This is a genomic window from Paenibacillus sp. JT31N11 (assembly GCF_056269285.1).
The window spans coordinates 42,161-57,599 of sequence record NZ_JBWDNQ010000019.1 but is presented as its reverse complement, the minus strand read 5'-3'; the positions used below and the strand labels follow the sequence as shown (position 1 = coordinate 57,599).

The following is a 15,439-nucleotide window of genomic DNA, read 5'->3' as shown; positions in this document are numbered from 1 at the left end:
TTTCCTTTTCAAAGGATGAAAAGGAATCGCCATCATATAGAGTGGAATTATTTTATATGAAATAATTACAGAATATTCAAAAAAAGGAGGTGATGCGGGGCCTTCAAAGCTTGGCACAGCAAGGGGTTACAGCATAATCAAACTTGAAATGATACAGGGGGCTTCAACAATGAACGTTAAACGGAAGATTGCGACGATGATGACCGTCATTCTGATTATCGTATTGCTAGCCGCGTGCTCGCAAAGCAACAATAGCAATAATGAGAACGCTGCCACATCGGGTGACTCCGCCTCGAACACTAACAATTCGTCTGCCGGCAGCAAGCCCGTAAAAGTGAATTTATTCGCGGGTACATCCAGCTTTAACGGCAATCTGGATACGAACTGGTTTACGGAATATGCAGAAGAAAACTTCAATATGGATATCCAGTGGTCTACCGTGCCCAATACGGATGTAGCCACCAAGCAGCCGCTGCTTCTTGCAAGCGGAGATTATCCGTCCATCTTCTGGGCGGGGAACTTCAGCAATGAAGACCTGTTGAAATACGGAAAACAAGGCGTCTTTGAACCATTGAACGATCTTCTTCAGGAGCACGCGCCGAACGTCTGGAACGCCATTCAGAATACGCCTGCGCTGAAGCAAGGGTTGTTTACTCCGGACGGCAACATCTACGGCCTGCCATTCTACAACTATTGCCTTCACTGTTATTATTCCAGCAAGCTCTGGGTCTATAAACCCTTTCTTGAAAAGTATGGCTTGAGCATACCGACCACAACCGAAGAATTCGAGCATATGCTCGAGGTGTTTAAGCAGAACGGTATCCTGCCGTTAACCGGCTCGACGGATGGCTGGAACTCTGACCCGACTACATTCCTTATGAATGCCTTTGTGTACAACGATGGCGGTAATCATCTGCAGATCAACAACGGCCAAGTTGAATTAGCCGCGATTCAGGACGGATGGAAGAAGGGACTCGAGTATATTAACCGGCTGTATGCCAAAGGGTTGATCAGTAACGCGGCATTCACACAGACCAATGATGTGCTTAACAAGCAAGCCATCAACCATGAGGTTGGAGTTGTGCCCTGGGGCTGTATGAACTGCGTCGTCGGCTCGGAGAACATGAACGACGTTATCAACTGGGTAACGATTCCTCCGCTTAAAGGTCCGGATGGCGTGCAATATGCAGCTTTCAGCGGTAACGGAGTAAGCGGCGCCGTATTCGCGATTACGAATAAAGCTTCTGACGAAGAGAAAATCGCCATCATGAAATTGCTTGATTTCATCTGGACTACGGAAGGTACGACGATTACCGATTACGGACCAGAAGGCAAGTACTGGTTCAAAGCCAAGGATGGCGACAAGGGCCTAGTGGGCACGTCGGCAAAGTTCGCGATCGATATTCAGCCGCCTACTCCATTTACCTGGGGCTGGAACCAGTTGGGACCAATCTATCAATCCGAAGAATGGCGAAATAGTATCGTCGCTAAAGCTCCTTTTACGCCTGATGGATCGGGCTCGGAAGCGCTGCTTCACTACTACACGGAGAAAGACTATAAAGGCAAGCAACCCGGAGAAGTGGTGCCAGCCTCTATATGGATCGATCCCGTGAAGTCGCAGCAATTTTCGCTGCTAAAGACTAACATCAACAATTACGTGAAGCAATGGACTGCTGAATTCATCGTCGGCAACAAGTCACTAAGCAAAGATTGGGATGCTTACGTCTCCGGCGTTCAGAATCTGGGATTGGATGAATATCTGAGCATCACCCAATCCGCCATGGTCAGCCCGTTCGATACGAGCAGCTTCCAGCGTGACGATGCTGTCATCAAGAGTCTAGAATCGTTGGAATAGGAGTCGCAACGGCATCATCCCCTCGAGGCTTCCTGGAGAGGATGATGCAACTTCTTTAAGCGAGGAATGATAAACATGAAACAAAGTCATGGGATAAATAAAAGAATCGTTCGGCACTGGCCGTTGTACGCCATCATCGCGCTGCCTACTGCTTTTCTGATCGTATTCAGTTTTTGGCCGATGCTGGGGGTGCAGATTGCGTTCCGCAATTTCAGCCCGGTGCTGGGCATTTGGGGAAGCCCCTGGGTCGGCTTTCAGCAATTTGAGCTATTTCTATCCTCCCCGTATTTTGGGCCATTGCTTAAAAACACGCTAACCATAAGCATCTATTATCTTGCCGTTTCCATTCCATGTGCAATTATCCTGGCACTCGCTTTGAACGAGGTCAAAAACGGCCGGTTCAAAAAGGCCGTGCAGATGTTTACTTATGCGCCTTATTTTATCTCGACGGTCATTCTGGTCGGCATGATTCAAATCATGCTTTCGCCGACAAGCGGACCTCTTGCCCTTATCTCCCAACTGTTCGGTAAAAACAATCCTCCCAACGTGCTGGCTAGCGCGGATAGTTTCTCCTCCATCTATGTCTGGTCGGGTATCTGGCAAGAGACTGGATACGGGGCCATTATCTATCTCGCGGCTCTGGCTGGAGTAAACCCTGAGCTGTACGAGGCCGCCAAGATCGATGGCGCCTCCCGTTTGCAGAAAATTCGGTATATCGACCTGCCTGGCATCAGCTCGACAATTATTATCCTGATGATCCTGAGCGTCGGCGGGCTGCTCAGCGTCGGCTTTGAGAAGGTATATCTTCTCCAGAACAATCTGAACTTGAGCTCCTCGGAGGTTATATCTACTTATGTTTATAAGGTCGGTCTGGTTAATGCCGACTTCAGCTTTGCCGCTGCAATAGGTCTCTTTAACTCAGTCATAGGCTTGATCTTGATTACAGCCGTCAACTATAGCGCCCGAAAAGTTTCGGACAGCAGTCTGTTCTAGGTTAGGAGGATATATTCTATGCGTCACACAACCACGATCCGAGAGTCTGGGGCGGACCGCATTTTTTTGTTTTTCGTATATACAGGCTTGACTCTGGTTCTCGTTATGGTGCTTTATCCACTGCTCTTTATTGTCAGTTCTTCATTCAGCTCGGGAGCAGCCGTACAGAGCGGCAAGGTGTGGCTGTGGCCAGTCGATCCCACGCTGGACGGTTATATCGGCGTCTTTAAGTACAGCGCGGTATGGACCGGATTTGCCAATTCACTTCTTTATACCGTAGGCGGCACCTTGCTAAGCGTCTCTCTCACGGTTATGATGGCATATCCTTTGTCGAGGAAAGAGATGTTCGGACGTAGCGTCTGGATTTGGGCTATTCTGTTTGCCATGCTGTTTAATGGGGGACTTATTCCTTTTTATCTTGTCGTCAAGCAGTTGGGCATGCTGAATACGCCATGGGCGATCATCGTACCGTCGGCGCTAAATATCTTTTCCATTATTATCGCCAAGACCTTCTTCCAGACCTCATTGCCCAAGGAGCTTTACGAAGCCGCGCAGCTGGACGGTTGCGGCGATTTCCGATTTTTAACGCGCATTGCGCTGCCGTTGTCCAAGCCGATCCTTGCCGTTTTAATTCTGTGGTCCGCGGTCGGACTGTGGAACTCGTACTTTAATGCCCTTATATTTTTGAACTCCCAGTCTCTGTACCCGTTGCAGCTCGTGCTGCGCCAGATTCTGGTAGAGAATAAAATCGATTATACGAGCATGTCGTCGACATTGGATACCCAGAGGCTGACACTAATGCAGAATATGGAGACCTTGTTGAAATATTCACTGATTGTAATCACGACGATTCCGATCTTACTTATCTATCCATTTGTGCAGAAGTATTTTGTCAAAGGCGTTATGGTAGGATCCGTAAAGGAATAGAGCGATCATAAACAGGCTAGACGGAGGTAACTTGATATTATGACAAGAATGGGTGTTGCATATTATCCGGAGCATTGGGATCGAGCCATGTGGGACGAGGACGCGGAGATGATGCGTCGGACTGGTGTTGGAATCGTACGTCTGGCTGAATTCGCCTGGTCTCGTCTGGAACCGCAAGAAGAGGAATATAACTTAGAATGGCTCGACGACGCAATCGAGGTGTTTCATCGTCGGGGTATACAGGTCGTATTGGGCACTCCGACGTGCACGCCCCCGAACTGGCTGACGCATCGTTATCCCGATGCGCTGCCAGTCGACGCCCAGCAGCATCCACGCTATCCTGGCGTGCGAGGACATCGTTGCTACAACAGCCCTTCCATGCGGAGGCTGTCGGCGCGAATTGTCGAGAGGCTCGCCGACAGATATGCCGAGCATCCCGCAGTGATCGGTTGGCAGATCGATAACGAATTCAGTCTGAACGAATGCCGCTGCGAACATTGTGCGGAAAAGTTCAGAGATTGGTTATGCGGTAAGTACGATTCTTCTTTGACCAAGTTGAATGAATCATGGGGGACCGTTGTCTGGAGCGGCGAATACAGCGACTGGCGTCAGGTTTCGCCGCCGCAGGGAAGCGCTGCTTTTCAGAATCCTTCCTTTCTGCTGGACTGGAAGAGGTTCGAGACGGAGTCTGTGGTGTCGTTTCAGCAACTTCAGCTGGACTTGCTGAGTCAGCGATGCCCTGACCAATTCGTGACACATAATATTTGGAGCTACCCGATGGCTCTGGATTACTATAAGCTCTGCGAGCCCCTGGACTTTGCTTCGCTCGATTATTATCCCGGCACCAGTCCGGGAAAAGCGGACACAAGCGGTTATGGAGGCGCGCTGACGCTGGATCTGGCAAGAGGCATCAAGCGGCGGGGGTTCTGGATTATGGAAACGATCAGCGGTCCACCGGGCTGCTGGTTCCCGATGTGGCGAACGCCTCAACCAGGGTTCATCCGCGCATTTGCATGGCAATGCATTGCCAGAGGAGCAGATACAGTCGTCCATTTCCGGTGGCGGAGCGCGACGATCGGCGCCGAGCAGTTCTGGCATGGCCTGATCGATCACAGCAATGTTCCCGGCAGACGATTTGAAGAGTATACACGGCTGTGTAGAGAAGTGAATCGGTTATCTGCGCTCATTCAGGACACCGAGGTGCGCAGCGAGGCAGCGATGCTTCACTCGCATGACATTTATAACGCTTTCCAGATGCAGCCTCAAGCGGAGGGCATGGACTACTTTGACAACCTCAAGCTCTATCATCGGGCGCTGACCAAAGCGGGGATCATGTCGGATGTATTGAATGTTACCGATGACTTGAGCGGGTATCGGCTCATCGTCGCCCCGTCGGTATATATGCTGGACGAAGCCGTGGCGCAGCATCTTGAAGCTTGTGTCCGGAACGGCGCCACGCTGATCGTGACCCCTCGAACAGGTGTCAAAAACGAAAATAATGTATGCTGGCTGAAGCCGCTTCCCGGTCCTCTTGCCGATGCGGCAGGGGTGCGCGTCTCCGAATACGACCCTGTAGGCCTTGATTCGCATACCATCCGCACCAAGCAAGGCCTTACGTATACTTGCAGCCAATGGTGCGATATTTTAACGCCAGAAGGGGCAGAGCCATTTGCCTGGTATGAGGACGACTTCTATGCCGGCAAGCCTGCAGCCACTTGCCATAAGCTGGGGCAAGGACAGGTGATCTACTTGGGAACGGTGGCCGAAGAGAGTTTCTACGTGGAATTGTTCATCGACGCGGCGGAGAAGGCGGGGTTCAACCGCTTTGAGGGATTGCCTGATGGAGTGCAGATATCAATACGCGAGAAAGACAGCTCACGTTATCTGTTCATAACCAATCTGAGCCGCCAGCGGAAGACAGTGCCTCTAGGAGGCCGATATTATGGATTGCTTGCGGAAGCGACGGTCGGACCATCTCTGGATATGGAACCTTATGGCGTCGAAATCGTGTCTTTGCCGCAATAGAACAAATATCCGAATTTTAACAGGCAAAAGGGCAGTCTCAAAAGTAGGTATATTACACTTGACGAGAATGCTCGATTAGTGAAAAATCGGCAAAAATAAAAGAAATGGCGGTGCTGGAATTTATCCTTGCACCGTCATTTCTTTCATTTGATCGATTGCCCGGAGGCTACTCTACCATGATTTCTGCTACGCAACAGGCGGGCAGTTTAATCGAAAAGCAATTGTCCTTCACATTCATATCCGGCATCGTATTAATTTCGACTTGAGCAGGCTGCCCGAATCGGTTATGGCTGTTCATATCGCCGCTGATCAGGCGGATAGAGGCGGAAGAGAACGCCTTTCCCTCAAGAATTACCTGCACCAGTCGAGGCTCGTCTGCCGACAGGTTTACAACCGTTGCATGAATTCTGCCATCAGCTCTCTCGGAGGCACTGACGTGAAGCGCGGGCACGGAAGCTTCTTCTGTCCCCGTAAGGTCCTGCTGTATGTAGCTTTCGATCAATGTGGAATTCTGATGCCCCTTAAACAGATCAAATACGTGATAGGTGGGAGTAAGGAGCATCTCTTCTCCTTCGGTTAGAATAACCGATTGGAGCACATTTATCATCTGTGCAAGATTGGCCATATGCAACCGGTCGCTGTGGGCGTTGAAAATGTTCAATGATACCGCGGCAGCAATGGCGTCGCGCATGGTGTTTTGCTGGAAAAGAAATGCGGGATTGGTACCCGGCTCGGCCTGATGCCATGTTCCCCACTCGTCCATAATAATCGACACTTTGCGTTCGGGGTCGTACTGATCCATCACATACTTATGTCTGCGAATCAGTTCATCGACATACAGGGCGCGACGGAGCGTTCGGTAATAGCTGGCCTTGTCAAACCCCACGGCCGGTCCCTTACGTTCCCACGCGTATTCTTCAGTGTCATAATACCCCGGCATGGTGTAATAATGCAGCGAGAGACCATTCATCCTATTACCTGCAAGGCGCATCAAGGTTTCCGTCCATTTATAGTCGGCACCGTCGGCGCCGCAGGCAACCCTGAAAATCTTATTGCTGTCATAGTTGCGGATGAATGTTTCGAAGCGCTTGTATACATCCGCATAATATTCCGGCCGCATATGCCCGCCGCAGGCCCAGTTTTCGTTCCCGATTCCCAAAAACTCTATGTTCCAGGGCTCCTCGCGGCCATTTTGACGCCTCCAGTCCGCCATCGGGGATTCACCGCTGAAAGTCATGTATTCAACCCATTCGCTTGCTTCCCGTGGGGTGCCGGAGCCAACGTTCGCTGCGATATAGGCGGAACACCCGATCTGCTCGCAAAGATCCAGAAATTCATGGGTTCCAAACGTGTTATCCTCCACCACGCCGCCCCAGCCCGCGTTGACGATACGCTTGCGAACAGGTCCGACGCCGTCTTTCCAGTTGTAGTATTCGGCAAAGCATCCGCCAGGCCATCTTAATACCGGAACCTCAATATGCCGCAGCGCGTTCACGACGTCGGTTCGTATTCCGCGTATATTGGCGATTGGACTGTTTTCACCTACATAAAGACCGTTATAAATCCCGATCCCTAAATGCTCCGAGAAGTGCCCGAAAATGTTTTTGTTAATTTTAGAATACTTTCGTCCCGAATTAATGATCAATAACGCCACAAATATCCTCTCCAGTCCGTGTATGATGATGGATGTTCCGGTTATGCGGATGCAATCGAACCTCTTATCGGCGTATCATTTTGCTTGCGGTTATTTATTATAGCGCTTTCAAACGATCGGTTTCAACACAAAATGCCGTTCATCCGCAAGGTTGTAAAAAGATGAAAAGCGAGTAAAAAACGGTTAGGCGGGGCGCGAGAATGAAGTAAAGAGATGTTAGTTATGTCATAACCGGAAGATAGATTAATCTAAGAATTCGGGTTACAGTTGAGAAGCATAATGCTTTACAATTTTAGAGGGGGGTTATGAGTGTGAAAAGTAGAATGTACACAAAAGGAATGGTTATGTTCGTTTGTTTGCTAATGATCGTAAGCGCTTTATCAGCATGTACGTCCGATTCACCAAGCGATCAACAGCCAAGCCAAACGCCGGCGGACGGCTCGGGCAATGAATCCGGCGAAGCAGTCTCCGGAGACAATAATCCATTGGGCAAGTATGATACACCGCTTACCATTCACTTCGCACGTGATGTGGATGATGATTTGCAGGATAATATCATTCCCAAAACTCCAGGAGAGACGGTTGATGACAACCGCTGGCTGAAAGCGTTCTCAGAAAAATTGGGGATTGACGTAAAATACGACTGGACCGTGAAGATTGGAGATCCCTATACCCAAAAAATCAACGTGACGCTGGCTTCAGGTGAAATTCCCGACATGCTCCGCGTTACGGCTGCACAGATGAAGCAATTGGCCGATGCTGATATGATCGAGGATTTGACACCATATTGGGATGCCTATGCTTCTGATTTTCTGAAGGAGTTGTATGCGGTTCAGGGTCCCGCAGCCCTCGATGCTGCAAAAATTGACGGTAAAATGATGGGCTTAGGCCCAGCCGAGGTTTACGGTGACGGCGTATTCCTATGGATCCGTAAGGACTGGCTGGATAATCTGGGTCTGTCGGAGCCTAAAACGATGGCTGATGTCCTTGCGATCAGTGAGGCATTCACAACTCAGGATCCGGATAAAAACAATAATAAGGATACCTATGGTCTTGCGTTAACAAAGGATCTTTACAGCGGTGCCATGGGGTTGGAAGGCTTCTTCTCAGGGTACCATGCTTATCCCAATATGTGGATAGATGACGGAGCAGGCAATTTGGTATGGGGCAGTACCCTTCCCGAAGTAAAGGAAGCGCTTCAAGTACTGTCTAATATGTATAAAGTTGGGCAGATCGATAAGGAATTTGGTGTAAAGGATGGCGGAAAGGTAGCGGAAACGGTCACATCGGGTAAGATCGGTATGCAATACGGCGCGCAATGGAACCCCATGTATCCGCTTATCAGCAGCTATCAGAACGATCCCAACGCAAACTGGGTAGGTTACTCGCTGGTTTCGGTCGACGGAGAACCGGCTCTTTCGCCTCAGGTATTCGGAGCTTCCGAGTTCTGGGTTGTCAGGAAGGGCTTCTCCAATCCGGAAGCGCTGATCAAAATGTTCAATCTTCATGTTGAACTAAACTGGGGAGAATCCGGAGATTTTGACTATTACTATATGCCAGCCGCCAATGACAGCGTAGGCGTATGGAAGTATTCGCCGGTTCAGCCGTTCCCTCCTTTTAAAAACCTGAACGCGTTTAGGAAGATCCAGGAGGCACGAGCCAATAGTACGTTGGATCAATTGACCGGCGAAGCGATGTCCATACACAAGAATATTGTCGCGTTTGAAAATGGAGATACCTCTCAGTGGGGATGGCCTAAAATTTACGGAGTGGAAGGCGTGTTTCGACACGGTGTGAATTATGTCGATAACGATCTGTTCATGCTCGAAGCTTTCGCAGGACCGCCTACCCCAACAATGGCGGACAAAGAGTCCGCACTGACAGCGCTGGAAATCGAGATATTCGTGAAAATCATTATGGGCGCCGCTTCCATTGATGAGTTCGACAAGTTCGTTAAGGATTGGAATAGGCTTGGCGGTGCCGATATAACCAAGGAAGTCAATGAATGGTATGATTCCGTCAGCTGAATAATCTGAAAAAAGGGAAAGAATACTGGAGTTTCTGCTAGTATCCTTTCTCTTCTATGCGAGTATTATTTTATTGAAACAGGGTGAATCGTATGCAAAAAAGAAGGTTGATAAGGGAAGTTCCGCTGCATTTGATGATATTGCCGGGGTTCCTGTTTTTGCTCATCTTCAGTTATCTTCCCATGGCGGGCATCATCATAGCGTTCCAGAAGTTTTACCCGGCCAAAGGCTTGTTTGGCGACCAGCAATGGGTTGGGCTGAGCAATTTTCAGTATGTGATGAGCTTACCCAATTTCCAAAACATCATGTGGAATACCCTTTACATTGCGGTAATGAAAATCACTTTGGGTCTTCTTGTCCCAATTGCAATTGCCGTTCTTCTAAACGAAGTCAAAAGGCTAGGGTTGAAAAGAGGCGTTCAGACAGCCGTTTATTTGCCTCACTTTTTATCCTGGGTCGTATTAGGCGGCATTTTTATCGATCTTCTGTCGCCCACCGACGGCCTGGTGAATCGAGTCATTCAGGCGTTTGGCTTTGAACCAATCTTTTTCCTTGGGGATAACCGATGGTTCCCGATAACGATGATCCTGACGGATACATGGAAGGAATTCGGATATGGAACGATCGTTTATCTTGCCGCAATTACAGGCATTAACCCGAGTTTATATGAAGCGGCACAGATCGACGGAGCTAACCGCTGGAAGCAGACGCTGCATGTAACCCTGCCGGGTATGCAGATGGTCATTGTTCTTCTTATGGTTCTCAATCTTGGCAACCTGCTCAATGCCGGCTTTGATCAGATTTTCAATTTGTACAGCCCAATGGTGTACGAAAGCGGGGATATTATTGATACCTTCGTGTACCGCATTGGCATGTTGGACGCTCAATTCGGCGTAGCAACCGCCGTCGGATTATTTAAATCGGTCATAGCGCTAATACTCGTGTCCATCTCCTATTTCTTCGCTTATAAATTTGCAGACTATAGGATTTTTTAGGGGGGATTTTTGTGCTCGTGCAAAAGAAAATCGACTGGTTTGCGATTATTAATCATTGCTTTTTGGTGCTCGTCTCCGCGCTGTGCTTGATCCCGATCATTCACATCCTGGCTGTTTCTCTAAGCTCCAGCGCTGTGGCGGCAACGGGGGCGGTAACTTTATGGCCCAAGGAATTCACTTTAAGCTCTTATGAGTTCGTCGCGCAACGGGGAGCCTTCTGGCAATCCATGCTCGTGTCATTTCAACGAATTGCTTATGGGGGAACGATTAATCTGTTCCTTACGATCATGATAGCCTATCCGCTGTCCAAAGAAACCGCTGAATTCCGGATTCGGAGCTTCTATTCATGGAGCTTTTTCATCACCATGATCTTTAGCGCGGGGTTGATACCGACCTATATGGTTGTTCGCCAGCTTGGGTTGATTGACAGTGTATGGGCGCTTGTTCTGCCTACCGCGGTTCCTGTGTTTAGCGTAATCTTGCTGCTCAATTTCTTCCGCGTTGTGCCAAAGGAATTAAGCGAGTCTGCCTTTATGGACGGGGCCGGTCATTGGACAACGCTGTGGCGGATTTATGTACCGGTATCTTTGCCGGCATTGGCGACCATTCTATTGTTCTCGCTGGTCTCGCATTGGAACAGCTGGTTTGATGGATTAATCTATATGAACGATCCCAGCAATTATCCTGTCCAAAGCTATATTCAGACCATTGTGGCTCAGCGTTCTTTTAGTACGATAACGGCGGAGGAAGCCAAACTTATGGCGACCATATCGGATAAAACATTGCGAGCGGCTCAAATTTTTCTTGGGGCACTGCCCATCCTTTGCGCTTATCCTTTCTTACAGCGTTTTTTTGTGAAAGGGATCGTGCTGGGGAGCGTAAAAGGATAGTTTCCCGGCTACGAATTAAATTCGTTCTATGGTATTATATCCATAAAATTTATTGGCTGCGTATGTAAGGGGGAGGTGCAGATCAGAGATAGTATTTTTGCAAGGTTGATCGCGACATTTCTGTTGGCGATCATACTGATTTCCTTGCTTGGAATCTACATGTACAATTGGAGCCTGCGTACCGTTAAAAATGAAATTGTGAACTCCTCTGCCGCTCAGGTATCGTTTTATCTGAAAAGTCTGGAAGAGGAAATCGAACGCATTAAAATTTTGCAATACGATACGCTCAATGACGAGTATCTTGCGAAGCTTACCGTTCGTTATCCGATTATGAACGAGCATGAAATAATGGAAAGCATGAGAAAACTGCAACAACGGCTGGTAACCATCCATAATAGCAGCTCTTATATTGCCAGCGTAAGCGCGCATATCCTCCCGATTCAAAAAACGATATCCTCCGTCAGCTCGGTGAGCCCCATCGACATGGAAAAATTCGAGCGGATCCGGGTGCCGGAGGGAGAAAAGGGAGCGCAACTGGTACAATACGAGAACAAACTTTATTTAACTACCCTTCACGATGGAAACGCCGGTTTGTCTCAGTCGTACATGATTGAAGTTGAAATCAACACGACTGCGTTGCAAGAGTCGTTAGAGCAATTTTATACCTATGACGATAACGGCTCTTTTTTAGTGGACCTAACGCACGATGTGGTGATAACCGGAAAAGAAAAGGACGATACCGAGATTTTGGAAGGACTGGTAGAAAATTATCACCGTTTTGTAAGCGTTAACAACGGTTATGCCGCCATTCACGGTCAGAAAATTTATGTCGTTTCCCTTCGGTCGGATTATCTTAATATGCTGCTGCTGCGTTATATCCCGCAAGAATTAATATTTGTACCCGTACAAAGTTTTTATATCTGGTTATGGATTTTCACCGGCGTTGGCGTGTTGATGATTATTCTCTATTCCATCTACACCTTTAATTTGATCCATAAGCCTATGAGAAAGCTTGTGGGATCATTTCGTCGTGTGGAAAGCGGCGACTTTAACGTATCTATCAACATAAACAACAAAAACGAATTCGGCTTCTTGTACCAAGGATTTAATTCCATGGTCCAGAATGTATCTGCCTTGATCGACCAGGTATACAAGCAGAAGATTCTCAATCAGAAGGCTGAGTTAAAACAATTGCAGACACAGATCAGCCCGCACTTTTTATATAACAGCTTGTTTTTGATTCATTCGATGGCAAAGCTTAAGGATGATAATTTAATCCCGTTTACCAAACTTTTGGGCGAATATTTTCAATTTATTACACGAAATGCTTCAGATGATTTGCCACTTTATGAAGAGGTTGAACATGCCCGGACTTACTCGGAAATTTTGATGATGCGTTACCCCAGCAGACTTTCCATCAAGTTTGAAGAATGTCCCGAAGCGGTCAGGGACGTACAGGTCCCTAGATTAATCCTTCAGCCAATCGTTGAAAACGCTTTTAAGTATGCCGTGGAAAAAACGAAAGGAAAAGGAATCATTCTGTTAAGCTTTCGTCTGGAAGAGGCTTCCGTGCGGATAATGGTTGAAGATAATGGAGCGGATTTATCGGATCAAAAATTGAATGCCTTACAAAAGCTCTTTTACGATGATTCGATTATTGAAACGTCAGGGCTAATCAATATTCATAGACGAATCAAATTGATTTACGGCGCCGATAACGGATTATATTTAGAGCGAAGCGCAATGGGCGGTTTAAAGGTATCTTTGCGACTTAATCCAGAGGTGAGAGGTTGAGCATGTACAGGCTTCTAATCGTAGATAATGAAGAAATTATCGTGAATCATTTGTATGAGATCTTTCGCGGCCTTGATCATTTGGATCTTGATGTGTATAAGGCCTACAGCGGGGAGGAAGCCATTGAGTGGCTCAATCGAACAAGAATCGATATCGTGCTTACAGATATCGATATGCCAGACATAAATGGGTTGCAGCTCATGGAGGAAATTTTTAAAAGCTGGCCCCAGTGCAAGGTTGTATTATTGACCGGTCACAGCGAATTCGAATATGTGTATAAAGCGATTCAGCATCGGGACGTAAGCTTTATACTTAAAGCCGAAGATATCGAAAAAGTTATTCAGGTCATAGAAGAGACCATTTTGAAGATTCGTATGGAAATCAAGACGGAAGATTTAATTCGTAATGCAAAAGAGCAAATCCATATGGCGCTGGATTTATTTCAAGAAGATTATATTTTGTGCATTTTAAGGGGCAATCCCAACGTACAAGTTACCAAGGGGCAGTTTGAACAGCTGTCGATTCCGATGAATGCGCAATGGCCGGTCACCTTGGTGACGGGAAAGATTGATAAATTACCTGAGGACAGCGACTATATGCAACAGATGCAGCTTATGTATTCGGTTCGTCAGGTTATTCGAAGATATCTTGCCACTCATGTGAATATTGTGATGGTTTTAGACGAGAATCATCGGATTGTTATATTAGCACAACCTAAAGAATCGTTAACGAGTATCTTCGAGGCAAAATCGGACCTAATTGAGCAAACTTACATGAAAACGGTGTCCTACCTTAAAGGCTCTTTGGAAATCATACAGTCGGCTTGTCAGGAGAACATCGGGATTTCAATCAGCTTTACAGTCGGCAGTGAAGCGTGCTGGTGGAACTCGATCTCCAATCAATATCATTCGCTTTACCATTTGCTCAACTACCGAATAGGTATGGAAAGCACCATCCTACTAGTTGATAGTGAGATTAGCAACACGATTCGCAATGAGGTCGGCTTGATCATAGTCAATGAGGAAGAATCCGCTGAAGAAGCGAAGCTGGTAACAGAGCTCAAGTCAAAAAATCTTTCTGTTATCGAGCAGTATCTGGATTCAGGACAGAGGGAGAAGTATTTTGAAGCGATAGAGCAGTTGCTTGTCCCCTTAACGGGTATTCGTTCTAAAAGCAACGCCCTGGCGCAGGAGGCTTACTACACGGTATCCCTGTATATGATGTCATATATTAACAGATGGGGACTAAATGAAAAGCTGTTCCTTAACTGTGGTCAGTTGCAACTGATGCGGACGGATTTTTTTGATACCTGGAACGAAGCGGCAGTGTACTTGAAGGAGTTGTCGGTCGTTCTTTTTGATATGCAAACAAAAGAGCAAAAGAAGCGGGCGGATAATACGATCGACTTTATAAAAGAGTTTATTATGAACCATTTGGATGAGGATTTGTCATTGGTGCGATTATCAGAACAAGTGTATCTGAATCCTTCGTATTTGTCGCGCATCTATAAACAGGAAACCGGCAGTAATCTGACGGAATTTATTGAATCCATTCGTTTAGTAAGAGCAAAGGAATTGCTCAAAAGTGAAAAAATACGAATCAGTGATATTGCCCGGCAGGTGGGATACGAAACGGCTACTTCATTTACTCGTTTTTTTAAAAAAGCAACCGGTTATTCCCCGCAGGATTACAGGGAAAAGCATATTTTAAAGATTCCATAAGGGGAAAAGCAGGGAGCTTCTTCCTTGCGGCTGAAGCCTGAAGCCATTTATAGATGTGTTGTTAGGGATGATAGGCTTCCGCTGCTCCTTGCGGGAAGGAACCAATAGTGCACAGGAAAATTGACACTGAGACCTTCAAATACATTTGCACGTGACTTTGCAATTTGACCGCGTCCGTATCGACGTGGGAAAGCATTTCGGGATCGCTGCTCTTGATGAAATAGTCCAAATAGCTTTGTTCGGTGACGCCATGCCTTAATTCGATGCTCCTGGAATACCTCCTCCGCAATGTTGCTGACGGCGTATTCGGAAGACATTGCTTCCGAAGTGGAGATGGAGAATGAACGCGAGTGGGGTAGTTGGCGGTTTTTCTTTAAGACGGTAAACCAGGAGCGGAGGGATACCGTTATTCTTAGAAATAGGCACTCTAAGTGCTTAAACCATAGCCATAAGAAATGATAGAGCCGGGTCGCATTTTGAACCGGCTCTTCTTCGTGGCATGATGCAAGGCGTAAGGGGAATTGTGGAAGTAATGACTATGCCTAAGCAGATCGTACC

10 protein-coding genes are annotated in these 15,439 nt (G+C 47.4%); 9 read left to right on the top strand and 1 reads right to left on the bottom strand.

The window, feature by feature from the left end; all coding sequences use genetic code 11:
- Positions 1-169 precede the first annotated feature (169 nt).
- The 4 genes from AC0YNV_RS35435 (at position 170) to AC0YNV_RS35420 (ending at position 5,800) form a co-directional block, all read left to right on the top strand.
- Positions 170-1,855 (top strand): type 2 periplasmic-binding domain-containing protein, encoded by a 1,686-nt coding sequence (locus AC0YNV_RS35435; RefSeq protein ID WP_475772248.1) that lies wholly within the window; start codon positions 170-172, stop codon positions 1,853-1,855.
- A 75-nt stretch (positions 1,856-1,930) separates the two neighbouring features.
- Positions 1,931-2,848, top strand: coding sequence for an ABC transporter permease (locus tag AC0YNV_RS35430; protein ID WP_475772247.1), 918 nt, complete (start codon positions 1,931-1,933; stop codon positions 2,846-2,848).
- Between the two features lie 18 nt (positions 2,849-2,866).
- Positions 2,867-3,775 (top strand): carbohydrate ABC transporter permease, encoded by a 909-nt coding sequence (locus AC0YNV_RS35425; protein WP_475772246.1) that lies wholly within the window; start codon positions 2,867-2,869, stop codon positions 3,773-3,775.
- Between the two features lie 39 nt (positions 3,776-3,814).
- Complete coding sequence (locus AC0YNV_RS35420; RefSeq protein WP_475772245.1) at positions 3,815-5,800, top strand: beta-galactosidase; 1,986 nt, start codon at positions 3,815-3,817, stop codon at positions 5,798-5,800.
- Positions 5,801-5,966: 166 nt separating this feature from the next.
- Here the strand turns inward: AC0YNV_RS35420 and AC0YNV_RS35415 are convergent, their stop codons facing one another.
- Complete coding sequence (locus AC0YNV_RS35415; RefSeq protein WP_475772244.1) at positions 5,967-7,454, bottom strand: alpha-N-arabinofuranosidase; 1,488 nt, start codon at positions 7,452-7,454, stop codon at positions 5,967-5,969.
- 311 nt (positions 7,455-7,765) lie between these two features.
- On the opposite strand from AC0YNV_RS35415, the gene AC0YNV_RS35410 reads away from it, so the two are divergent.
- The 5 genes from AC0YNV_RS35410 (at position 7,766) to AC0YNV_RS35390 (ending at position 14,881) form a co-directional block, all read left to right on the top strand.
- Positions 7,766-9,481 carry an extracellular solute-binding protein gene (locus AC0YNV_RS35410; RefSeq protein ID WP_475772243.1) on the top strand — a complete coding sequence of 572 codons (1,716 nt, stop codon included), beginning with the start codon at positions 7,766-7,768 and terminating at the stop codon, positions 9,479-9,481.
- 92 nt (positions 9,482-9,573) lie between these two features.
- Positions 9,574-10,476, top strand: a complete 903-nt coding sequence (locus AC0YNV_RS35405; protein WP_475772242.1) for an ABC transporter permease — start codon at positions 9,574-9,576, stop codon at positions 10,474-10,476.
- An 11-nt stretch (positions 10,477-10,487) separates the two neighbouring features.
- On the top strand, positions 10,488-11,366 hold the full coding sequence (locus AC0YNV_RS35400; RefSeq protein WP_475772241.1) for a carbohydrate ABC transporter permease: 879 nt from the start codon (positions 10,488-10,490) through the stop codon (positions 11,364-11,366).
- Positions 11,367-11,441: 75 nt separating this feature from the next.
- Positions 11,442-13,160: a sensor histidine kinase gene (locus tag AC0YNV_RS35395; RefSeq protein ID WP_475772240.1), complete on the top strand. Its 1,719-nt coding sequence runs from the start codon at positions 11,442-11,444 to the stop codon at positions 13,158-13,160.
- Positions 13,161-13,162: 2 nt separating this feature from the next.
- Positions 13,163-14,881 (top strand): response regulator transcription factor, encoded by a 1,719-nt coding sequence (locus AC0YNV_RS35390; RefSeq protein WP_475772239.1) that lies wholly within the window; start codon positions 13,163-13,165, stop codon positions 14,879-14,881.
- The last annotated feature ends 558 nt before the right edge of the window (positions 14,882-15,439 follow it).